This window comes from Vibrio sp. 16 (assembly GCF_963681195.1).
Lineage (GTDB): Bacteria > Pseudomonadota > Gammaproteobacteria > Enterobacterales > Vibrionaceae > Vibrio > Vibrio sinaloensis_D.
The window spans coordinates 2,930,371-2,952,007 of sequence record NZ_OY808997.1; the positions used below are offsets into that span (position 1 = coordinate 2,930,371).

At 45.5% G+C, this 21,637-nt stretch carries 18 protein-coding genes and 1 tRNA gene; 7 read left to right on the forward strand and 12 right to left on the reverse strand.

Annotation, left to right across the window (positions count from 1 at the left end; translation table 11 throughout):
• The first annotated feature begins 15 nt into the window (after positions 1–15).
• The 5 genes from rpmA to folA all read left to right on the forward strand — a co-directional run bounded on the left by rpmA (position 16) and on the right by folA (position 3,594).
• Positions 16–273 carry a 50S ribosomal protein L27 gene (gene rpmA / locus U9J37_RS13625; RefSeq protein ID WP_004409945.1) on the forward strand — a complete coding sequence of 86 codons (258 nt, stop codon included), beginning with the start codon at positions 16–18 and terminating at the stop codon, positions 271–273.
• A 293-nt stretch (positions 274–566) separates the two neighbouring features.
• A complete protein-coding gene (gene cgtA, locus U9J37_RS13630; RefSeq protein ID WP_038191352.1) occupies positions 567–1,739 on the forward strand; it encodes an Obg family GTPase CgtA in 1,173 nt (390 codons plus the stop codon).
• Positions 1,740–1,855: 116 nt separating this feature from the next.
• Positions 1,856–2,623 carry a threonine/serine exporter family protein gene (locus tag U9J37_RS13635; RefSeq protein WP_005476874.1) on the forward strand — a complete coding sequence of 256 codons (768 nt, stop codon included), beginning with the start codon at positions 1,856–1,858 and terminating at the stop codon, positions 2,621–2,623.
• Entirely contained in the window at positions 2,620–3,093 is a 474-nt protein-coding gene (locus tag U9J37_RS13640; protein WP_005476885.1) for a threonine/serine exporter family protein, read from the forward strand. Before U9J37_RS13635 ends, U9J37_RS13640 begins: the two co-directional genes overlap by 4 nt.
• A 15-nt stretch (positions 3,094–3,108) precedes the next feature.
• Positions 3,109–3,594: a type 3 dihydrofolate reductase gene (gene folA / locus U9J37_RS13645; protein ID WP_005476873.1), complete on the forward strand. Its 486-nt coding sequence runs from the start codon at positions 3,109–3,111 to the stop codon at positions 3,592–3,594.
• A 58-nt stretch (positions 3,595–3,652) separates the two neighbouring features.
• Here folA and apaH read toward each other — a convergent pair whose 3' ends face one another.
• The 6 genes from apaH to lptD all read right to left on the reverse strand — a co-directional run bounded on the left by apaH (position 3,653) and on the right by lptD (position 10,390).
• Positions 3,653–4,462 carry a bis(5'-nucleosyl)-tetraphosphatase (symmetrical) ApaH gene (gene apaH, locus U9J37_RS13650; protein WP_005476877.1) on the reverse strand — a complete coding sequence of 270 codons (810 nt, stop codon included), beginning with the start codon at positions 4,460–4,462 and terminating at the stop codon, positions 3,653–3,655.
• Between the two features lie 18 nt (positions 4,463–4,480).
• A complete protein-coding gene (apaG, locus tag U9J37_RS13655) occupies positions 4,481–4,858 on the reverse strand; it encodes a Co2+/Mg2+ efflux facilitator ApaG/CorD (RefSeq protein ID WP_005476879.1) in 378 nt (125 codons plus the stop codon).
• Positions 4,859–4,927: 69 nt separating this feature from the next.
• Positions 4,928–5,734 carry a 16S rRNA (adenine(1518)-N(6)/adenine(1519)-N(6))-dimethyltransferase RsmA gene (rsmA, locus tag U9J37_RS13660; protein WP_005476881.1) on the reverse strand — a complete coding sequence of 269 codons (807 nt, stop codon included), beginning with the start codon at positions 5,732–5,734 and terminating at the stop codon, positions 4,928–4,930.
• Positions 5,735–5,746: 12 nt separating this feature from the next.
• Entirely contained in the window at positions 5,747–6,739 is a 993-nt protein-coding gene (gene pdxA, locus U9J37_RS13665; protein ID WP_005476883.1) for a 4-hydroxythreonine-4-phosphate dehydrogenase PdxA, read from the reverse strand.
• On the reverse strand, positions 6,729–8,024 hold the full coding sequence (gene surA, locus U9J37_RS13670; protein ID WP_005476876.1) for a peptidylprolyl isomerase SurA: 1,296 nt from the start codon (positions 8,022–8,024) through the stop codon (positions 6,729–6,731). Before surA ends, pdxA begins: the two co-directional genes overlap by 11 nt.
• A 50-nt stretch (positions 8,025–8,074) precedes the next feature.
• On the reverse strand, positions 8,075–10,390 hold the full coding sequence (gene lptD / locus U9J37_RS13675) for an LPS assembly protein LptD (RefSeq protein ID WP_322413836.1): 2,316 nt from the start codon (positions 10,388–10,390) through the stop codon (positions 8,075–8,077).
• Positions 10,391–10,583: 193 nt separating this feature from the next.
• Here lptD and djlA point away from each other — a divergent pair, with 193 nt between their 5' ends.
• Entirely contained in the window at positions 10,584–11,435 is an 852-nt protein-coding gene (djlA, locus tag U9J37_RS13680; RefSeq protein WP_005476851.1) for a co-chaperone DjlA, read from the forward strand.
• Positions 11,436–11,670: 235 nt separating this feature from the next.
• Positions 11,671–12,810, forward strand: a complete 1,140-nt coding sequence (locus U9J37_RS13685; protein ID WP_005476845.1) for an HD-GYP domain-containing protein — start codon at positions 11,671–11,673, stop codon at positions 12,808–12,810.
• 129 nt (positions 12,811–12,939) lie between these two features.
• Here the strand turns inward: U9J37_RS13685 and U9J37_RS13690 are convergent, their stop codons facing one another.
• The 6 genes from U9J37_RS13690 to rpsU all read right to left on the reverse strand — a co-directional run bounded on the left by U9J37_RS13690 (position 12,940) and on the right by rpsU (position 21,514).
• A complete protein-coding gene (locus U9J37_RS13690) occupies positions 12,940–16,494 on the reverse strand; it encodes an FG-GAP repeat domain-containing protein (RefSeq protein WP_322413837.1) in 3,555 nt (1,184 codons plus the stop codon).
• A gap of 290 nt (positions 16,495–16,784) precedes the next feature.
• Positions 16,785–16,860 (reverse strand) — tRNA-Ile (locus U9J37_RS13695).
• 149 nt (positions 16,861–17,009) lie between these two features.
• The gene (gene rpoD / locus U9J37_RS13700) at positions 17,010–18,872 is read right to left on the reverse strand and encodes an RNA polymerase sigma factor RpoD (RefSeq protein WP_005476849.1); all 1,863 of its coding nucleotides are present in this window, start codon (positions 18,870–18,872) and stop codon (positions 17,010–17,012) included.
• 98 nt (positions 18,873–18,970) lie between these two features.
• Positions 18,971–20,728 (reverse strand): DNA primase, encoded by a 1,758-nt coding sequence (dnaG, locus tag U9J37_RS13705; RefSeq protein ID WP_038214537.1) that lies wholly within the window; start codon positions 20,726–20,728, stop codon positions 18,971–18,973.
• A gap of 100 nt (positions 20,729–20,828) precedes the next feature.
• A complete protein-coding gene (locus U9J37_RS13710; RefSeq protein WP_038137687.1) occupies positions 20,829–21,272 on the reverse strand; it encodes a GatB/YqeY domain-containing protein in 444 nt (147 codons plus the stop codon).
• Positions 21,273–21,298: 26 nt separating this feature from the next.
• On the reverse strand, positions 21,299–21,514 hold the full coding sequence (gene rpsU / locus U9J37_RS13715; RefSeq protein WP_001145625.1) for a 30S ribosomal protein S21: 216 nt from the start codon (positions 21,512–21,514) through the stop codon (positions 21,299–21,301).
• Positions 21,515–21,637 lie beyond the last annotated feature (123 nt).

Consider the following 21,637-nt stretch of genomic DNA (forward strand, 5'->3'; position numbering starts at 1 on the left):
TAGGAGAGTTTAACAATGGCACACAAAAAAGCTGGTGGTTCTACTCGTAACGGCCGCGATTCAGAAAGCAAACGTCTAGGTGTTAAGCGTTTCGGTGGTGAGTCTGTTCTTGCAGGTAACATCATCGTTCGTCAACGTGGTACTAAGTTCCACGCTGGTACTAACGTTGGTATCGGTAAAGACCACACTCTATTCGCTCTTACTGAAGGTAAAGTGAAGTTCGAAGTGAAAGGTCCTAAAAACCGTAAATTCGTTAGCATCGAAGCTGAGTAATTAAACCTAGTTTAATTTATTCATTAGCTTTCAAGCTGAATTCAAAAGCCCTGCCGATTCGGCGGGGTTTTTTATTTATGGTGACTTGAGTTTGCCAACATTGCGGAATGAATACTAAGGCACTCTGGTAAAGAGTCCCTTCATATTTGTTCCAGTAGCAGAACATTACAGATCTAAGGTGATCAGTCTGAGATTGGAATCTGCTAGAATTTGTATCATTCACTTCACTTGGTGGAGTTTGAGATGATATTTGCAACGCAGCTATGACACATAGCAAAAGGGCGGAGTAAGAGATGAAATTCGTTGATGAAGCGGTAGTAAAAGTTCAAGCCGGTGATGGCGGTAACGGTGTAGTGAGTTTCTGGCGAGAGAAATTCGTTGCGAAAGGTGGCCCTGATGGTGGTGATGGTGGCGATGGCGGCGATGTATACATCCAAGCTGACGAAAACCTAAATACCTTGATCGATTACCGTTTCCAACGCTTCTATGAAGCAGAACGTGGTGAAAACGGTCGTGGCGGTAACTGTACAGGTAAGCGCGGCAAAGACAATGTATTGCGTGTTCCAGTTGGTACACGTGCAGTTGATATCCATACCAATGAAATCGTTGCAGAAGTGGCGGAGCATGGTAAGAAAGTGATGATCGCGAAAGGCGGTTGGCATGGTCTGGGTAACACGCGTTTTAAATCGTCAGTAAACCGAGCGCCACGTCAAAAGACGCTAGGTACTAAAGGTGAAATCCGTGAGATTCGCTTAGAGCTACTGCTACTTGCTGATGTGGGCATGCTAGGCCTACCGAATGCGGGTAAGTCGACATTTATTCGAGCGGTGTCTGCGGCGAAACCAAAAGTTGCAGATTACCCGTTTACAACACTTATCCCGAGCCTAGGGGTAGTGAGTGTGGTCCCTGAGAAGAGCTTTGTCGTTGCTGATATTCCAGGCTTGATCGAAGGCGCTGCGGACGGTGCTGGACTTGGCATTCGTTTCTTGAAGCACCTAGAGCGTTGTCGAGTGCTTTTGCATATGATCGACATTATGCCGATTGATCAATCTGATCCTGTTCAGAATGCATTGACGATCATTGATGAGCTTGAGCAGTACAGTGAAAAACTGGCTGATAAACCACGTTGGTTGATCTTCAATAAAGTCGATCTGATGCCAGAAGAAGAAGCTAACGAAGTAATCCAAAATATTCTTGATGCACTTGGTTGGGAAGAGGATTACTACAAGATTTCAGCGGTGAATCGTCAAGGTACTAAAGAGCTTTGTTATAAGCTGGCTGACTTTATGGAAAATCTACCTCGTGAAGAAGAAGAGCTTTCTGAAGAAGAGAAAGTTGACTTCATGTGGGATGATTACCACAAAGATGCGATGGCCGGTAAAGACGTGATCACTGAAGATGATGACGACTGGGATGATTGGGACGACGAAGAAGATGACGGCCACGTTGTCTACGTTCGTGACTAATCAGTGAAACTATATCTAAGCCGCAATGACTATTGCGGCTTTTTTGTGTCTAAATCAAATCATGATGTTGCAATTCCGAGGACAATAGCCGGATTCTAAAGGAGTAGGATTGTTATATGGCATCTAAGCAACGCGCCGTTTCCCGCATGATCGCCCAAGCAGGGCAAATGCTGTTAGCTCACGGCGCTGAAAGTACATTAGTTGGTGACTTGATGCGCCGTTTTGGTATGGCATCAGGCATGGATGAAGTTGAGGTTTCTCTGTCTGCCAGTTCTTTGGTGGTAACGACTGTCTACCAAGAACACTGCATCACGACCGCTCGCCGATGTCCTGACAGAGGGATCAACATGCGGGCTATCACTCAAGTGCAGCGCATCTGTATTATGTTAGAGCGTGGCATCATTGACTCAACAATGGCTCAGAAGAAACTCAACCAGATCAGTCCTGAACGCTATAACCGCTGGTTAGTGGTATTCATGATCGGTTTGTCGTGCGCGGCGTTCAGTCGTTTAGCTGGGGGAGATTGGGCGGTATTTGTGATGACGTTTATTGCGTCTGCTACGGGTATGGTTGTTCGACAAGAAATTGGTCATCGTCACTTTAATCCACTTTTGAACTTTGCCGCGACCGCTTTTGTCACTACCGCCGTTTCCGCTCAGGCGGTGATTTATGACATCGGAAACTCCCCTTCGATCGTTATGGCATCATCTGTTTTGATGCTCGTCCCTGGTTTCCCTTTGATTAACTCTGTAGCGGATATGCTCAAGGGCTACATCAATATGGGCATTGCGCGCTTTGTTATGGCAAGTCTTCTCACCTTAGCAACCAGTTTAGGAATCGTAGCCGCCATGAGCTTAGTCGGTGTTTGGGGGTGGGTAGCATGATCTCAATAGAACTGCTGTTAGGTTTGCTCAACGACATGTTGTTTGCTGCCATCCCCGCTGTTGGGTTTGCTTTGGTTTTCAACGTGCCACAGAAAGCCCTGATGTATTGTGCGTTAGGGGGAGCGATAGGTCATGGTTCACGTTACTTGATGATGCACTTTGGCATTCCGATAGAGTGGGCAACCTTCTTTGCAGCCATGATCGTGAGTATGGTTGGCGTTCATTGGTCACACCGCTTTCTTGCTCACCCAAAAGTATTTACCGTTGCCGCTTTGATTCCAATGGTCCCTGGGGTATTTGCTTTTAAAGCGATGATCGCTTTAGTTGAATTGAACCACCGAGGCTACAGCCCTGAATTGGTGGCGATGTTGATGGAGAACTTCTTAAAGGCAATGTTTATTATCGCTGGATTAGCAGTTGGTCTTGCGATGCCTGGCTTGCTATTCTATCGCCGTAAGCCCATTGTCTAACTCAGGAGTAAGTGAATGATCATTAGCATGATCGCTGCCATGGCAAACGATCGAATTATCGGTAAAGACAATCAAATGCCTTGGCATTTACCTGCAGATTTTGCCTGGTTTAAGCGCTGTACTATGGGAAAGCCCGTCGTGATGGGGCGCAAGACCTATGACTCGATTGGTCGACCTCTACCTGGTCGCGAGAACATTGTCATTAGCCGAGATGCCAGCCTGACGATTGATGGGGTGACCACGGTTACGTCGATTGATGATGCTTTGAAGGCGGCAGGTAATGTGGATGAAGTCATGATCATTGGTGGTGGAGCGATTTATGCCGCTTGTTTGCCTTTGGCCAATAAGTTGTACGTGACCCATATTGACGCTTGTGTTGATGGGGATACACAGTTTCCAGATTGGGGGGCTGAGTTCGAAGAGTGTTACTCAGAGACGTTTACCGCAGATGAGAAGAATGCCTATAACATGCGTTTTGTCGTATTGGAAAAGAACAGCTAGCAATTGACTAACTTTTCAAACTAAAAACGGTTGATGTTATCGCATCAACCGTTTTTATTTATCGCTCTAACGCATCCTGTGTGAAGTACGTTTTATCTTCCCAACGCAGCATCGTTAAACTGCCACCCCAAACACATCCGGTATCTAAACCGATCACGTCTTTACTGTCATAACCTTCCAGTGCAGCCCAGTGACCAAACAGGACGGGCTTGCTGAGAGGAATCCTTTCTTTAAGGTTAAACCAAGGAACAAACTTATCGCCGCTCACTTCTCGTGGTGGCAATTTACACCCCATATCCAGTCGCCCATCAGGAAGGCAAAAGCGCATGCGCGTAAATGCATTGATAATATAACGGTAGCGATCGATACTTTGTAGAGTCTCCTGCCAAAAGTCAGGTTGATTGTCGTACATGTTTTCGATCAGCCACGTCCAATCATCACCTTGTAGGCAGGCTTCGACTTCATTCGCGTACTGGCGAGCTTGTTCAAGTGTCCACTGTGGAGAGATACCCGCGTGACACATCACAAACTCAGGATGCTCAGCAAGTAATGGCTGTTTTCTGAGCCAATGGAGCAACTCATCGCGGTCTTCTGCATCAAAAATTGGCGCTGTTTTATCTTTGTTTTTGAGTTTGTGGATGCCCAGAGCAACCGCAAGAAGGTGCAAATCATGATTACCTAAGACGACTTTAGCGCTGTCACCAAGGCTACGTACAAATCTTAGTGTTTCTAAAGATTTAGGACCTCTAGCTACCAGATCTCCCGCTAGCCATAGGGTGTCATTTTTGGGATTGAAGCCTACGGTTTTGAGAAGGAGTTGTAGCTCGTCAAAGCAACCTTGAATATCGCCAACAATATATGTAGCCAAAATCGCCCCTGTCGTTGATTAGTTGAGAATATTAGGAATCGCGAGTCGAAATGGATCAATTTCCGCGATGAACTGATTGCCTTTTTCATCCAACATCATGTATTGGCCTTGCATGACGCCAACAGGTGTTTCAATAGCGGTACCGCTGCTGTAGGTATACTCATCATTGCTGGGAATAAAAGGCTGTTGACCCACAACTCCATCGCCTTCTATGGTCAGTTGCTTGCCATTCGCATCTGTAATCAACCAGCGTCGGCTCTGAAGCTGAACCGTTTGGTTGCTTAGGTTTTTAATCGTGATCATATAGGCGAAGAGGTAGCGGTTCGCATCTGGTTGAGATTGCTCAGGAATGTACTTGCTGTGAACTTGGACTTTTATACAAGGGACTGCTTCCATGTAAACTCCTTTATAAAGTCGAAAAAGGGCGATAAACCAATGTTTATCACCCTTTGATTTTAACTGAAATTACTTGCGATTGGCATCTAACCAGTTCGCCAAGTCAACAAACTGTTTCAAGGTGAGGTTCTCCGGACGCATCCCTGGGTTGATATCTAAACTCTCCAAGGTTTCCGCATCAACCAAGCCTTTGTAACAGTTGCGGACTGTTTTGCGGCGTTGGTTAAAGCCTTCGCGACAGACGCGATCAAGCCAGTTTAGGTTTGTCGCCGGATAAGGCAGCTCCTCGTATGGAACTAGGCGTACGACCGCTGAATCCACTTTTGGTGGTGGCACGAAGGCTGTCGGTGGCACTTCGAGAACAGGGACCACTTTACAGTAGTATTGTGCCATCACGGTAAGACGACCATACGCTTTGGTACCAGGCCCTGCCGCTAAACGGTTAACCACTTCTTTTTGCAGCATAAAGTGCATGTCTTGCACATCTTTATGGTACTCAAACAAGTGGAACATCAATGGCGTGGAGATGTTGTAAGGAAGGTTACCGAAGATGCGTAGCTTGTTGTTTGGCTTCACTAGTTGCGTGAAGTCAAAGCGCATCGCATCGCCTTCATGAATCGTGAGTTTATCCGCCAATTCAGGGTGGTTACGTAATCGTTCGGCTAGATCTCGGTCAAGCTCAATAACTGTGAACTTATCAACTTCACGGCCAACAGGCTCCGTGATTGCGCCAAGGCCCGGACCAATCTCTACAAGATTCTGCCCAGGTCTAGGATTAATCGCAGATACGATCCCATCAATAATGTAAGGATCGTTCAGGAAGTTTTGACCAAAGCGTTTACGTGCTTTGTGCCCTAAGTGGACATCATTTCTCATAATTTTCTCAAGTTAACTGGTTTTCTTTTCGACTAGCTCAATCGCATGAGCGAGTGCAGTTCTAAAGCTTCCTGTGTCTGCATTGCCTGAACCTGCCAAGTCTAATGCAGTGCCGTGATCAACGGAGGTCCTGATAAAAGGTAGGCCCAAAGTAATGTTTACTGAGCGACCAAAGCCTTTGTATTTTAGTACAGGAAGTACCTGATCGTGATACATCCCTAACACTGCATCGGCTTCCTCAAGGTACTTCTCGTTGAAGATAGTATCTGCCGGAAGGGGGCCGACTAAGTCAAGGCCATCGCGTTGACGCAGCATTTCAAGTGTTGGTGTGATGGTCTCTATCTCTTCATTGCCGAGACAACCATCTTCACCGGCATGTGGATTTAGGCCACATACGTAGATCTTAGGCGATGGAATCGCAAACTTCTCAACCAAATCAGTATGAAGAATGTTGATAATGCTTTCCAAGCGCTCTGCGGTGACCGCTTTCGAGACATACGCAAGCGGTATATGGGTTGTGACCAACGCTACACGCAGTCCTTCTGTGGCCAACATCATCACCACCAGAGGGGTGTTGGATTTCTCTGCGAAAAATTCAGTATGGCCGCTGAAGGCGACTCCCGCTCGATTGATGACCCCTTTGTGCACAGGGCCGGTGACAATAGCATCAAACTCACCACTCATACAGCCCAAAGCGGCTCTTTCCAGTGTTTTTAATACATAATGTCCGTTCGCCTCGTTGAGTTCTCCAGCAACCGCTGGGCTATCGAGCGCAATATGATCGACAATGAGAGAGCCAGCTTGCTGAGCGGTTACTGGACTATCCATTTGATAATCCAGTAGTTCAACGTCAATTCCAAGTTGCTGCGCTCGCTGCTGAAGCAACTGCTTGTCAGCGCAGACGACAATTTGATGGGCCCAACTCTCTTTAGACAGTGCCAATACGAGATCGGGGCCGATTCCAGCGGGCTCTCCAGCGGTGACGATGATGCGCTTAACTGTCATCTTCGTCGTCCTCAAGAATTTCAACAAAGGCACTCGCTCGTAGCTCCTGAAGCCAAGCGCTTGCTTCTTCATTGAACTTACGGTTAAACAAAATGCGGTAAGCTTTGTTCTTCATCGCAGAATCGGTGCGGTCTACCTGACGACGGTCAAGTACTTCGACAATGTGCCAGCCATGTACGGTTTTGAAAGGTTCACTGATTTGACCTTCTGGCAGCGTATCCACTTGGTGCTTAAATTCAGGCACATAAAGATCAGACGTTTGATAGCCTAACTCACCATTTTGCGCAGCAGAACCTGGGTCTTGGCTATATTGACGTGCCAACTCACCAAAGGTCGCTTCACCAGCCTGGATACGCTCAATAATTTCATTTAACTCTTTTTGAACGCCTTCATCACTTAGAATTACGGTTGGTCGAATCAGAATATGGCGTGCATTCACTTCTGTAACGGCGACGGTTTCAAGACCCTTTACGTCATCAATTTTTAGAATATGGAAGCCAACACCGCTTCGAAACGGGCCAATAACGCTGCCCTTGTTTTCTAAGTTGATGTTGTCCGCGAAGATGGTTGGCATCTCTTCTTTACGCATCCAGCCCCAATCACCACCTTGAAGTGCTTTTGGACCTTTAGAGTAGGTGTAAGCCATGGTTGCGAAGTCGGCACCCTCTTTGAGTTTAGCGACAATATCCTTGGCTTGTTTTTCTAGCGCTGATGCATCGTCGCCATCGTTGACACGCAGTTGGATATGACTGATTTTGTACTGAACAGTTGCGTTGGTCTCTTGGGCTAAGATGTTGGCTAAGTTATCCACTTCTGCCGGTAAGATATTGATGCGACGACGAACTAAGGCATTGCGTGCCTCAGTGGCTGCGATTTCCTTACGCACTTGCTCGCGAAACTCAGAGTACTCTAGGCCTTCAGCGGCAATGGAGTCGCTCAATTGCTCAATGGTTTGGTTGTTATTTTTAGCGATCTCTTCGATAGCCTGATTGAGTCGATTGTCATCGATACGCACACCGATTCGCTCTGCTTCTTGCTGCTGTAGAGTGTCAATAATCAGCTTCTCGGTCACTTGCTGACGTAGAACCTCTTGCTCTGGTAAGCCTTGACCATTTTTGCGTGCATTAGCCTTTAGAGTTTTAATTGAAGTGTCAATATCACTCTCAAGAATGACTCCACTGTTTACAATGACATTAATTTTATCAAGTGCGACTGGCTGAGCGTATGCCAAGGTAAACTGGCTTGCCGCAAACAGTGCTAACAACGACTTTTTCCAAAATTTCATTTGTAGTCCTATCCATTCATCGCTTGCTTGTTAGACAGCAAGCGGTCAAATTAGTTGTTTAAGAAGAATGGGCGACCGTAGCCCAATGAGTTATCACTGCTTCCTGAACCACCACCTAGGTTGGTACCAAAGCCTATAATGCCGAAGTTAACACTGAAGTTGCTTTCATATTTAGGCTCTGAATTCGGGTAACTGTTGAAATCAGGTTTCCAGTTACGCAGTTGGTTGCTGTATGAGAAACCTACATACCAACAATCCGAGGTGTAGTTAATACGGCCTAGCCATTCAATGGTTTGCTCAGTGGTAAAATCATAAAAGTACTGCAAGCTGGTATCCCAGTGGCGAGTCAATTGATAACTGGCCAGTAATCCACCTTGCGAAATGCCGTCTTCAGTAATTGCATCGAGGTCACCTAGGCTATCTCCTAAGGTATTTTCGATGTAGCTACGGGTAACGTAACGATAGTTACCTTGTAGGTAACCTTTATCGAAACGATATTCTAACGTGCTGTTTCCTAGCTGAACCTCGCTTGAGTCAACATCGTACTGAATACCACCGTGGTAGAACAAGTAATCGCCATAGTTGAAATCCATTTCAACCGCCCACGCGGAGTAATTTGATGGTTTTTCTGCGGTGCTATCAAGGCGATTGGTTCTGTCTAGATAAATTATTTGACCGAAGGAGACACTCAGGCGCTCTTTATAGTCACTATCGTAAAAACGCGAGCTCGCACCGTAGCTAAACTGATTGGCACCTTGGATTTTATCGACACCACTGTATTTGCGGCTACGGAACAAGCCGTAATAGTCGGTTTGAAGCAAGGTCGTATCGTAGTTGGCGATGTTATTTTGTTCGACTTCTGGAATATACAGATACTGAATCTGAGGTTCGAGCGTTTGAGTGTAATCGTCCATTACCACGGTATCGCGCTCTAGAACAACACCAGCGAGCGAGCGCACTTCTGGCATAATTCGATTAACTTGCTCTTCTAGCTCGCTGTCCACCACTCCATTGAGGTCTTGTTGATAGTAGGTGCTGAGTAAGCGTGCTTCTGTCACCCATGAACCCCAAGTTGTTCCCAGCGGCACTGTTAGACCCGGCTCAATATGAACGCGTGTTGCAGAAGGCTTGCCTTTGGCCTCTGTGTCAAAACGTGTGATGTGGCTAATGACATCGAAATCTAAATAGCGAAGTAACTCTGGCGCGTAGTAGTTAAGTTTCAACTGCGGCAAAATATGATAAGGCAGGTTGTCACTTTCGGTTAGTACTTGGAAATCACGTGTCAGGAGTGTTGCATCCCAATTATGTGCGCGGTACTGAACTTGTCCTTCTTGGACAAGTTGGCCATCTTCTCGGCTACCAATACTTGAATCAACATCGGTAAAGTAGTCAACATCACTGACTTGTGAGTAATCGATGTTAAATTTCCAAGCCTGCTCGTAGATGCCTTCATGTTTATATTGGAAACTCCAGCGATCACCTTTCTCTTCAAACTTGCGATCATTAGGCAAATATTCGGCGTCTATCTCACCTTCACCGAAGGTAGTGAGATATCGGAATTTACTGTTTAGTTGCGTGCCGCGCAGTTGCATGTGCTTGATGGTGGTCTCAAGATCGTAATTCGGTGCAATATTCCAATAAAATGGAACTTCAACTTCTAGACCATCACTCGAACCATAAGACGCTGTGGGGTATAGAAAACCGGTCTTACGAGTGTCACCGATAGGAACAGTAAGATAAGGCACGTAGAAAACAGGCACGTCCAGCACTTCGAAACGCGGATGATAGAAAGTGGCCACTTCTTCATTTTGGTCGACTTCAATGCCTGATGCTTTCATCGTCCAAGCGTTGTCGCCTTCTGGACAAGAGGTAATGCTTCCATCGTCTATCTCGTAAACCGCTTTACCAGTGCGAGCGATGTAGGCTGCGTTACCACGGCCCGGTTCGCATAGAAACTTATATTGGGTGTTTTCAAGCGTGATGTTTTCCGACGATAGACTATTGGTCACTCTGTCTGACGTTGACTTGACTGTTCCGTCACTAAACTCGACGTTACCCTCTGCAACAATGATGTTTTCGCTTTGGTGCAGAGTGACTTGATCAGCTTCAAAACGCTTGTTGCCCTGCACAACAACAACATCGCCTTGATAAGTTGCCTTATCGCCATTGATTGCTTCTAAGCGGTCAGCTTCAACAGTGACGGGTTGCTGATTTGGGTTTTCTGGCTCTGGGACGTTGATCAAACATTGATCTATAGCGGGCAGTTCCTGCACACTATCGTCTACCATAGCTTCTGCTTGAGTTTGAGGTACAAAAAGAGCAGCGCTGATTGAAGCGGCTAACAAGGTGCGGGAAGAACGTGGCATCGAGTTTTACTATCCTGTTTAACTTGATATATCCGGAGGCTGCGTTGACGAACCTCTGTAAATGGAGGATTGGTGTTCGCCATCTATAAACGACCGAATGTAAAATAAACGGTCCTTATGATAAAGGAATTTGTGGCTAACAGCACTATCAGACCGCGGAACGGTGAAAAAATTCAGAGATTGAGAGCACATAATGCATATTTTCGGCAAAATTTTAGGTTCGTTTTTTGGCTTTTTATTCGGTGGCGTATTTGGCGCGCTATTCGGACTATTCATTGGTCATCAGTTTGATAAAGCACGCCGATTAAGACAGGCTGGCTTTAGTAGTAGCTTTGGCAGTGGACCTAGCCAAGCTGAGCGACAAGAGGAATTCTTTAAAGCGGCATTTGCTGTCATGGGGCATGTTGCGAAGGCCAAAGGTCAGGTTACTCGAGAAGAGATTCAACTCGCGACAGCCATGATGGATAGAATGAACTTGCACGGCGCTCAGAGAAAAGCCGCTCAGGAAGCGTTTCGTGAAGGCAAGGAGAGTGATTTTCCTCTAGAAACTGTGCTTGAACGAGTCAGGATTTCTGCTGGTGGACGTTTTGATTTGATGCAGTTTTTCCTAGAGTTACAGATTTCAGCGGCCTTTGCTGATGGTGATATTCACCCTAGTGAGCGCAGTGTGCTCCACAAGGTTGCGCGCGGGCTTGGATTTTCTGCCGATCAACTTGAGCAGCGTTTGAAGATGCAAGAAGCTGCGTTTCGTTTTCAGCGTGGCGGATTTGGTGGCCAAAGTAGCGGGCAATCTCAACACTCTGGTGGCGCTTGGCAACAAACATCAAGCGCAGACCAACTTAGTGACGCCTACAAGCTGTTGGGTGTCGATAGCAGCGCCGATGCCAAAACAGTGAAGCGAGCGTATCGAAAACTGATGAATGAACACCACCCTGATAAATTGATGGCAAAGGGTTTACCACCAGAGATGATGAATGTCGCCAAGGAAAAGGCGCAAGAGATTCAAAACGCATACGATCTAATCAAAAAGTCGAAAGGGTTTTAACACCGTAACTGTTTTTCAATCTGAACACATCATGGGGCGCAAATTTGCGCCCCTTTTCGTGCTTGTAAGCCTAATCTTATCGGGTGTGCAAAATAAGTCGTAGAGCGCTTCACGTGAAGAGAATCTGCTCCAGATCAATTTAGTGTTTAAATTGTCATTAAAGTGGGATTTTCTGGCTACGACTTTAGTAATCACATCTACACTTATCAAAAAGGATGTAAGGGTGTGATTCGAGATGGAAGTGTTAACAACGAACATAGGAGCATTAGAGGCATACCAATGTGGTCTCAGTCATCAATTATCTGAGATCCAAAAGCGAATGAAAGTTCACCAACCCAAGCTAGCTAAAGTCTGCTTCGCCCTTTATGACAGTCGAGACCATTTACTCAGAAGTTACGCTGATAGTTCGTCCCTTTCTCTGCGTATGGCGCATTACGAAGCACCTCTGAGCTCTTTACCTTACCTCAAATCGTGTTTAGAGAGTCGCACCGAAGCCTATCTATCTGAGCTTAGTGACCTTCATCCTTCTCCGCATGTTAGAGCCTTGTTGGGGGAGGGGTTTCACTCTTCTGTGGCGATGCCTATTTTCGCTGAGCAGAGGTTTTGCGGATTCTTGTTTCTTAATTCTCACTATCCTGACGCTTTTACGCAAAGCGACATAAAGGCACTCAAGCCTTATCTGAAAATGCTGGAAGTCGCTATTTTCTCGGAGTACCAACTCGTCCATTTATTGGTGGAGAAATTGAGTAAATTGATTGCACGCTCTCCTGTTTATCAAAGGGAGTCTTTTAGCCACAAGCAACGGGTAGCTGCCTATACCAACATGATCGCGGTGGCACTGGCGGACCACTATGACGTGGATGACGAGTTTGTTGAACACCTTACTCTGTTTGCTCAATATCATGACATTGGCAAAATTCGACTATCGCCTGAATTACTCTGCAAACAGCAGGTTCTCACCCAAGATGAGGTGAACCAATTGCGTCAACATATTATTTTTGGTGAAGAGATCGTTGAGCAGCTCATTGCTGAGTTAAATGCGGTTGACCACCCAAGCGCAATACTGTTGCATGACGTGATTTCTTACCATTACGAGTTCTTAGATGGCAGCGGTTATCCACGACAATTACAAGCCGATGAGATACCTCTTGGCGCTCGCATCGTTTGTGTTGCGAACATCTTCGATGCGATGACAACACATAAACCATACAAGCAAGGCTGTTCTGTGCCTTATGCGTTGTTAGAGCTCGAAAAAATGGTCGCCATGAACAAGCTCGATGCTCGCTGTGTCGATGCCTTGAGAAATCATCAGCATCAGTTGAAATCGATTCTTGAGCGTTACCCTGAAAGGGACCCGATGGAAGGCTTGTATTAAGTCATTGGCTTTCATTGAGTATTGATTTGTCCCCTCTAGGGGCACGCGTTATGTTACTAAACTGGAGTAGTAAAGAAAGGGGCAGCCGCCAATACGCAGCTACCCCCTTTGTTTGAAAAGAACAGTTCTTTAATGAACTGTTTCCCTACCTAGCCAATACATTGCTTGGTTTGTTGCAAGCAACACCTCAAGTTCACCGTGAACTGAGCGGCGAGCATGCATTGAGTGGCTTTGAGGGGAGCCGACTAGCGGAGGGCTAGACCATATACTGTTACCGCCACTCGTAATACTTTTCATCACCAAGTCATCATTAGCGGACGTGTAATGGTGTGAACTACTCGGTATTGTAACTAAGAGAGTCTGTTGATCGTTACTCATAGGGTTCACAATCATATCGACGATCTGGTAATCCAGTGTCGTTTTGCTCACTTCTTCAAGGTTTGTACTCGAGACATTGAAAAGGTGTAAGCTTCTCCCGTTATCGTTATAGCAAGCCAACTCTTTGTTGCTGTCTTTATCTGCATTAATAAAGGCTAGGCGTTGGCATGCAGTTTCGTTACTTGATATGACTTTGAACCTAGAGCCTTCATACTCAAGTAGCGAGGTTTGGTTAAAGCTATATGACGAGTTAAACAGGGCGATAAAAATTTTGCCATCCATATTAACTATGTCAAAGTCTTTGATTCTAGACGTCGCAGTAAAAGTAGCGAGTAAGCGTTGATTCTGTACATCGACCGCTTTCAAGGTGTTTGAGTCAAGGTAAACCGCATCTTCATACCCATCCTTGTTGATATCGAATGCCTTGATTACATGAATATCATTGTCGTAGTCACCAGTAATTTCATACTGGATAGTTGAGTCGTGCAATTGCATAACTCCAAACGAACCATCGTAAGTCTCTGAGGTTGGGATAAATATATCTCCCGCGCCATCTTGGTTAAAGTCGGCGGTGACTGCAATCCTCGAACTGTCCCAATTGGAAGAGATTTCATCACTTGCGTCAATTTCGCCATCAAGTGTCATTGTTACTACTTTTGAACCGTCATAGCCACTTCCTGTTTGAGGTACGAAAAATACTGCCCTTTCGTCGTTTTGCAGCATGTTGGCCCAGCCCGCAGCACTAAAACTGTCAAACTGGTGAGTAGTTAATCCTTTATTTACGCTAATGGAGGAGTAAGTGATATCAGCAGTAATTAGACTATCCTCTCCAGAACTTGTTATACCAGTACCCCAGATTAGTTCTTGTTGGCCATCGTTGTCTGCATCACCTGGAATTAGGGATACGGACCCGTGTCCCTGAGCCGGAACTGTCCATAGCTCTACTAGAGAGTTGTTTTCTAGGCTAAACGCAGTGACGTTTCCCCACTGACAGTCTCCAACCAAAAGCGCTGATTTCTTTTCATTAGGGAAAGAGGCCGAACTTAAGTCACATGTATTGAATCGATCTAGCGTGGCGAGCTGTGTCTTGTCAGTTGCTGAGTAGACATAAATGCTACCCCAAAGATCGGCACCAATAATTTCCTCAATGTGGTCATTGTTTATGTCAGAGACTTGTACGTAATGATCACCAAAACCCATGCCTAAATACCACTCATTGAGGCCTGTAGATAGGTCATAGACTAGACCGGTATTCGTTACTAGCTCGGATTGAGGATCAGTATCAATGTTGCCAAAAGCGATATCTTTGACTGAGTGGACATCAAAAATAAACGTTGGTGTGAGAGGTCTATTATACTCAACAACAGTAATCGTTTGATTGCTTCCTAGGCTGAGATAGACCAACTCATCTATGTCATCGTTATCTATGTCACCCACGAATGCACTTTGAATAACATTTTCGGTTGTGAGCAATGGTTTCGGTAACGCATTGAGATCGGAAATGGACCAGATGTGATGAGATGTCACCACCAAAATATCTTTGGAGCCATCATTATCAACATCGCTTCCTAAAACTTGAACCACACTTTCATCTTGACCAAATGAATATGGATACATCCATGATTGCTGATAGCCGTTCTCAGTATGTTTCAGCAAAAACACTCGACTGTGGCCATCTGTGGAAAGAATTTCGTTTTTTCCATCGTTGTCAAAGTCAGCGATAGCCATCGAATGGTTGATTTTAGGGACTTCTATGCCTGACCGTGCCAGCACCGCCACATCAGCCGAATGAACTTCAACCTGCTCGGAAAACACCGTGCTTCCGGTAGAAGGTGAGGAAAACGTAAAGGTATAGTTCTGAGTATGGAAAAGAGGGTTACTAGGGACTTGCCAAGTCATCGTGCCATTTTCACCAACACTAACGCCATCTGGTCCGGAGATAAGGGAAGCGCTGACCCCTGATGTATGTTGAAGATCAGGATCGTAAATAACAGCATTGAACTCAATGTAGTCGCCAGCGTTCACGGTGTCAGGTAAGTTTTCTATCTTGGCTTGTGCAGGAGCGTCTTCTATATTGATACTTAATCGGTCAGATTCGGCATAGTTACTTCCATCAAAAACCACCATTGAAACTTCGAGTGTATCTTTGAACACAGCCTTATACGCAGGGAAAACATTGCCGTTTACCTCAGGGACTATTTTATCGTTTATGTACCAGCGATAGCTGACCACGAGATCTTCAGTTGGTGTATCTAAATCTGAGTAATGGCCTGGCTGAACCTCAACAGGCGTTGTTGTATCGACATAAGATGCATACATTTTCGGAGGATTAGCAGAAGGCGGTATTGTTAATTGGTCCAGTTCAACTAATTGATACTCGTTGAGTGTGCCTGTTGTAAACACTTCAAGATCACTTAACCAGACCCCTTTTTCGTAATTTCCATCTTTGTTGTTATCTTCAGCGTATCGAATGGCTCCACGGTAGTAGGTGAGCAATCCATTTTTGTCAGCTGAAATTGTCACAGAATCATTTGACGAGGCGAGTGGGTAGAAGTGATCGCCTTCATAGGTTAGAGAGAGTTTCCCAATGGAGTCAATAAACACATTGCTACGAGCAGAGTAGTCTGGGTTAGTCGTGTTTGGAGTATAGAGGTGTTCACTCTCAAGCTTATATTGCTCTCCATTGACTGAAACGGTGACAAACTGAGTGATATTATATCCGGATTGGTTGCTATCGCCCGTGCTTGATATCATCCCGGAAATAAGGAATGTTACTTGTTCAGAAGTAGAGCTTAGTTTGTCAAAAAAGATTGAATATTCGTTCGAGTGCGTACTGAAGTCGTTTGCTGATATAACGGTTGTACCATTAATCTCTGATGAAGATTGGTAAGCTTTACACGCTTCATATGTGATTGAAGCGACTTCAGATGAACTCTCCGAGATCCCTTGATTGAATGTTACATACCCGCTAAACCCACATTGGTATCGACCATTGCTAAGATTGTTCTCCACATTGGATTTTGCCTCCCTAACTAGAACCGCTGCTAGATCGGGCAATGAGTCATCAAAGCTAATATTGAACGCTTTCTGGACCGACGTCAGTTGTAAGTTAGCTGTGGAAGTGCGACCTACATAGCTTTTGTTCGCCAGTGTTTTTGATGCAGTCTCTAGCTCTGATAGTGAATAGCGAGTTGCATTGTTAATAACGTTCGAAGCTTCTGATGAATCACTACCTCCACCTCCGCCACACCCAGCCAATAACAGAATCGCCGATAGAGGAAGTAATACCGATCTTCCCTGATGCATGATGTGAATCCTTTTTATTATATGACGTTGTTGTTTATGGTTTGAATCATATATAAAACGAATTGAATGGGCACATGATAGGGTGGTTGATTGTGATGCTTGTATCGTTATGTATTTGTTTAATAGGTACAAATCAGTGTAGATACTGTTGTTGACTTATTAGTAATGTAATTAGCACAGAGAGCGCGAATACACTTTATGGTATGTGGGAATGTGAGGGTAGATCGTTATTCACAAAAAAGCCTGATGAATTTCTTCATCAGGCTTTCTAATTCTTTACCACAAAAAAGTGGTGGCCCCTCGCAGACTTGAACTGCGGACCAATCGATTATGAGTCGACTGCTCTAACCACTGAGCTAAGGGGCCGTATAGGGCAATGATTATAGGGGAAGCCGATCTCGCTGTCTAGTCAGTGGGGTGGCTAAATGCGCTTAGTTTTTATTCACTTAAATCAGTTCAATACAAAAAAGGTGAGCTATTGCTCACCTTTTAATCATTAACGGTTGGTTCCGCAATTATTCGTCTAGGAAGCTGCGCAGAGTTTCTGAGCGGCTAGGGTGACGAAGTTTACGTAGTGCTTTCGCTTCGATCTGACGGATACGTTCACGTGTAACGTCAAACTGCTTACCCACTTCTTCAAGAGTGTGGTCAGTATTCATATCAATACCGAAACGCATACGAAGAACTTTCGCTTCACGCGGAGTAAGACCAGCAAGAACGTCTTTAGTCGCTACTTTTAGGCTGCCTGCAGTCGCAGAATCTAGCGGTAGCTCAAGCGTTGTATCTTCGATGAAATCACCTAGATGCGAATCTTCGTCGTCACCGATTGGTGTCTCCATTGAGATTGGCTCTTTCGCGATCTTTAGTACTTTACGGATCTTGTCTTCTGGCATTTGCATGCGCTCAGCCAGTTCTTCCGGTAGCGGTTCACGACCCATCTCTTGTAGCATTTGACGAGAGATACGGTTTAGCTTGTTGATCGTTTCGATCATGTGTACCGGAATACGAATCGTACGTGCTTGGTCTGCAATCGAGCGTGTGATTGCCTGACGGATCCACCACGTTGCGTAAGTCGAGAACTTGTAACCACGACGGTATTCAAACTTATCAACCGCTTTCATCAGACCGATGTTACCTTCTTGGATTAGATCCAAGAACTGTAGACCACGGTTGGTGTATTTCTTCGCGATAGAGATTACAAGACGTAAGTTCGCTTCTACCATCTCTTTCTTCGCGCGGCGAGCTTTCGCTTCACCAATCGACATACGACGGCTGATATCTTTGATGTTTTGAACCGTCAGTGACGTCTCTTCTTCAATGATCTTCAGCTTAGCGATTGAGCGACGAATGTCGTCTTCGCTACGACGGATTTTATCTGCATACGGTTTATCTGATGCAAGAATTTCATCTAACCAAGCGTCACTTGATTCGTTACCACTAAATAGGGCAATGAACGATTTCTTAGGCATTTTGCCGTATTCAACCGAAGCCTTCATGATTAGACGCTCTTGAGTGCGTACACGTTCCATTGAGGTGCGTAGTTCGTCAACAAGGTAGTCAAATTGCTTTGGTGTTAGACGGAATTCTTTGAATACGTCAATGACCATTTCGTGAGCAACGGTTGCTTTCGGGCTTTCACTTCCGTACTCGTTGCACGCAAGTTGGTAATTTTGGAACGTATTACGAAGTGCTGTGAATTTCTCTAGAGCAAATTCAGGGTCGATGCCTGTATCTTCTTCTTCGGACTCTTCGTCTTCAGACTCTTCGTCTTCTTCATCCGCATCTTCAGCGTCTTCATCTTCGAGATCAGATTCAGCGAGCTCAGAACCGATGTGCGTTGCAGTAGGGGCTGCGGTTTCATCGGCATCTGGGTCTACGAAGCCTGTGATCAGGTCAGTCAGACGAAGTTCTTCTGCCTGAACTTTGTCAAACTGCTCGAGAATGTACGGGATAGTGCCAGGATATTCTGCGACAGCGTTTTGAACTTGGTTAATACCATCTTCAATGCGCTTCGCGATATCGATCTCACCTTCACGAGTAAGAAGCTCCACAGTACCCATTTCACGCATGTACATACGTACTGGGTCTGTAGTGCGGCCAATCTCGTTTTCAACGCTTGAAAGTGCCGCTGCTGCAGCTTCTGCTGCATCTTCATCGGTGATGGTTTCATCGTCATTCAGCGCAAGATCATCCGCATCAGGCGCGGTCTCAACAACACGGATACCCATGTCATTGATCATCTGAATGATATCTTCTACCTGCTCAGAATCTACGATTTCTGCTGGTAGGTGGTCGTTTACTTCTGCGTAGGTCAGATAGCCTTGTTCCTTGCCTTTAATGACAAGTTGCTTTAGCTGTGACTGCGGATTTTGATCCATAGACGGTATCCAACTTAGTATCTGGTGAAGGAATTAGTATGCGAGTTGCAAACCACACATAATAACAAATTAATTGATTGCTGACTATTCGAACAGGGTTACGCTTTTAAATCTAGCATGAGCGCTAGCAGCTCCCTTCTTTCTTCGGTTGATAAACCGACACTTCTTTCTTTGGCCTGCAGGTTTTCAATTTGTTTTTCAACGCACTGGGCAAGAATTTTGTCCAATGAGTCTAAAAATATATCTTGTTCGTTGTCATCGTCGAGGGGGATTTCCCACCCTGCGAGACGAGACAGTAGAGCCTCATGGCTGCTGTTGCGCCAATGTTCTATCAACTGGCCCGTTGTTATATTGGGATGCGAGTGACAATATTCAAGCACCTCCACAAATAAACTTAGCCCTGGTACTGTTAACTCTCTCACAGTTGAGAGATCAGGTACCATTTGAGCATAGCTCGGATTTTGGATAAGCAAAGCGATCACTTCGCGCATTGGTGTGCGCTTGATCTCTTTGTGAGGCTGAGGTCGACTTTCTACTTGTTTTTTACGAGGTTGACGAAGTCGGTTGTCAAAACCGGTGCGCTCATCGAGTAATTTTTCTAGTAACTCTTGGAAATACGGGTCTGGGATCTTATCGATCAGTGCGCTGGCGTGAGCCCTCAACGCTGATTTACCCTCATTGGTTCCTAAGTTTAATCGGTGGATCTCGATTAAGTTGTCAAATAGGTAGCTAGAGAGCGGTGTTGCCTGTTCTATTTGTTGCTCGAAAGCTTGTTTACCAAACTTTCTTACATAGCTGTCCGGATCTTCACCATCGGGTAAAAATAGGAACTTGAGCGTATTGCCTGTTTTCAAATACTGAAGAGCATTTTCCAGCGCGCGCCATGCCGCTTCTTTCCCCGCTCGGTCACCATCGTAACAACACACCACAGTGTTCGTTTGCCGGAATAGCAGCTGAATATGATCGCCCGTTGTTGATGTGCCCAGTGATGCGACCGAGTAGTCCACCCCATATTGGGCCAAAGCAACCACATCCATATAGCCTTCAACCACCAAGATCTGACTTGGTTCGCGATGGGCTTGCATCACTTCATATAGGCCGTAGAGCTCTTTGCCTTTATGGAAAATAGGGGTTTCTGGTGAGTTTAAGTACTTTGGTGTGCCATCACCAATTACTCGGCCACCAAAGCCGATCACTCGACCACGTCGATCTCGAATGGGGAACATGACTCGACCACGAAAACGATCATAGCGATTGCCCTTGTCGTTTTCGATCAACATACCGCCAGAAACGAGCATTTCCTGTGTTTGTTGCTGTTGCCCAAAATTCTTACGGACGAGATCCCATTCGTCAGCCACGTAACCGATACCGAATTTTTGTACGATCTCGCCAGATAGGCCACGATCTTTTAGGTATTCGATGGCGATCTTACTTGATGATTGCTTAAGTTGATCGCGATAGAACTGAGCAATACTGCCCATAAGATCATAAAGAGTACGTTTTTGCGCTGTACTCGCTTGGGGCTGATTGGACTGAAAACCACCACCTTGGCGCTGCTCTCTTGGAACATCTAAACCAAGAAATGAAGCGAGTTCTTCAATCGCTTCAACAAACTCTAGGCGTTCATATTCCATCAAAAAATCGATGGCATTGCCGTGCACGCCACAACCAAAACAGTGATAAAACTGCTTCTCTTGGCTTACGCTGAACGAAGGGGTTTTCTCGTTGTGGAATGGGCAACAGGCACCGTAGTTTTTGCCTTTTTTCTTAAGTTTTACTCGTGCGTCAATGATGTCGACAATATCAAGTCGAGCAAGTAGATCATCAATAAAGCTGCGAGGGATGTGTCCTGCCATAAAACCTTAGAAAAACGCAATAACCATGGAAAAGGGCTAGATACAAACAAGCCGTGCGTTCCAGAGGATAGCACGGCTTGCTGCAATTTGGGTTGGGTAATTAAGCCAGCTTAGCGCGAACTAAACCACTTACTTTACCCATGTCTGCACGCCCTTGAATTTGTGGCTTAAGAACACCCATTACTTTACCCATGTCTTGCATGCCCGCAGCACCTGATTCAGCAATTGCACTTTCTACTAGTGCAGCGACTTCATCTTCAGTCAGCGGTTGAGGCATAAAGTCCTCAAGTACGGTAATTTCAGCTTTCTCAGCGTCTGCTAGATCTTGACGACCAGCAGCTTCAAATTGCGTAACAGAGTCGCGACGTTGTTTAACCATTTTTGTCAGCACAGCAAGAATGTCGTCGTCATTCAGAGTAATCTGTTCGTCGACTTCACGTTGCTTAATAGCAGACAGAGCTAAACGGATAGTACCAAGGCGCAATTTGTCCTTGGCTTTCATCGCTAATTTTTGCTCTTCTTTGAGCGTGTCAATAAGAGCCATAACTATAATCCTTTAGGACTTAGTTATTAGTACAGGCGAACGCGACGAGCGTTTTCGCGAGCTAGCTTCTTAGCGTGACGCTTTTGAGCTGCTGCTTTAGCGCGTTTGCGAACTGTAGTTGGTTTTTCGTAGTGCTCACGACGACGCACTTCAGAAAGGATACCTGCTTTTTCGCAAGAGCGTTTGAAACGACGTAGAGCAACGTCGAACGGTTCGTTTTCACGTACTTTAACTACTGGCATATGCCTTTCACCTCAGGGGTTAATTCGTTAATGCTGGAACGTTAGTGAGCCAAACACTGATGTTCGGTCTCAAACCAGCTTGATCAAAAATGGTGCGGAATTTTAATCCGATCACATAGCCTT

Excerpts from the sequence above, each read along its gene's own strand:
- rpmA (WP_004409945.1), top strand. The coding sequence starts at position 16 with ATGGCACACAAAAAAGCTGGTGGTTCTACTCGTAACGGCCGCGATTCA.
- cgtA (WP_038191352.1), top strand. The coding sequence starts at position 567 with ATGAAATTCGTTGATGAAGCGGTAGTAAAAGTTCAAGCCGGTGATGGC.
- U9J37_RS13635 (WP_005476874.1), top strand. The coding sequence starts at position 1,856 with ATGGCATCTAAGCAACGCGCCGTTTCCCGCATGATCGCCCAAGCAGGG.
- U9J37_RS13640 (WP_005476885.1), top strand. The coding sequence starts at position 2,620 with ATGATCTCAATAGAACTGCTGTTAGGTTTGCTCAACGACATGTTGTTT.
- folA (WP_005476873.1), top strand. The coding sequence starts at position 3,109 with ATGATCATTAGCATGATCGCTGCCATGGCAAACGATCGAATTATCGGT.
- apaG (WP_005476879.1), bottom strand. The coding sequence starts at position 4,858 with ATGGAAGCAGTCCCTTGTATAAAAGTCCAAGTTCACAGCAAGTACATT.
- rsmA (WP_005476881.1), bottom strand. The coding sequence starts at position 5,734 with ATGAGAAATGATGTCCACTTAGGGCACAAAGCACGTAAACGCTTTGGT.
- pdxA (WP_005476883.1), bottom strand. The coding sequence starts at position 6,739 with ATGACAGTTAAGCGCATCATCGTCACCGCTGGAGAGCCCGCTGGAATC.
- surA (WP_005476876.1), bottom strand. The coding sequence starts at position 8,024 with ATGAAATTTTGGAAAAAGTCGTTGTTAGCACTGTTTGCGGCAAGCCAG.
- lptD (WP_322413836.1), bottom strand. The coding sequence starts at position 10,390 with ATGCCACGTTCTTCCCGCACCTTGTTAGCCGCTTCAATCAGCGCTGCT.
- djlA (WP_005476851.1), top strand. The coding sequence starts at position 10,584 with ATGCATATTTTCGGCAAAATTTTAGGTTCGTTTTTTGGCTTTTTATTC.
- U9J37_RS13685 (WP_005476845.1), top strand. The coding sequence starts at position 11,671 with ATGGAAGTGTTAACAACGAACATAGGAGCATTAGAGGCATACCAATGT.
- U9J37_RS13690 (WP_322413837.1), bottom strand. The coding sequence starts at position 16,494 with ATGCATCAGGGAAGATCGGTATTACTTCCTCTATCGGCGATTCTGTTA.
- rpoD (WP_005476849.1), bottom strand. The coding sequence starts at position 18,872 with ATGGATCAAAATCCGCAGTCACAGCTAAAGCAACTTGTCATTAAAGGC.
- dnaG (WP_038214537.1), bottom strand. The coding sequence starts at position 20,728 with ATGGCAGGACACATCCCTCGCAGCTTTATTGATGATCTACTTGCTCGA.
- U9J37_RS13710 (WP_038137687.1), bottom strand. The coding sequence starts at position 21,272 with ATGGCTCTTATTGACACGCTCAAAGAAGAGCAAAAATTAGCGATGAAA.
- rpsU (WP_001145625.1), bottom strand. The coding sequence starts at position 21,514 with ATGCCAGTAGTTAAAGTACGTGAAAACGAACCGTTCGACGTTGCTCTA.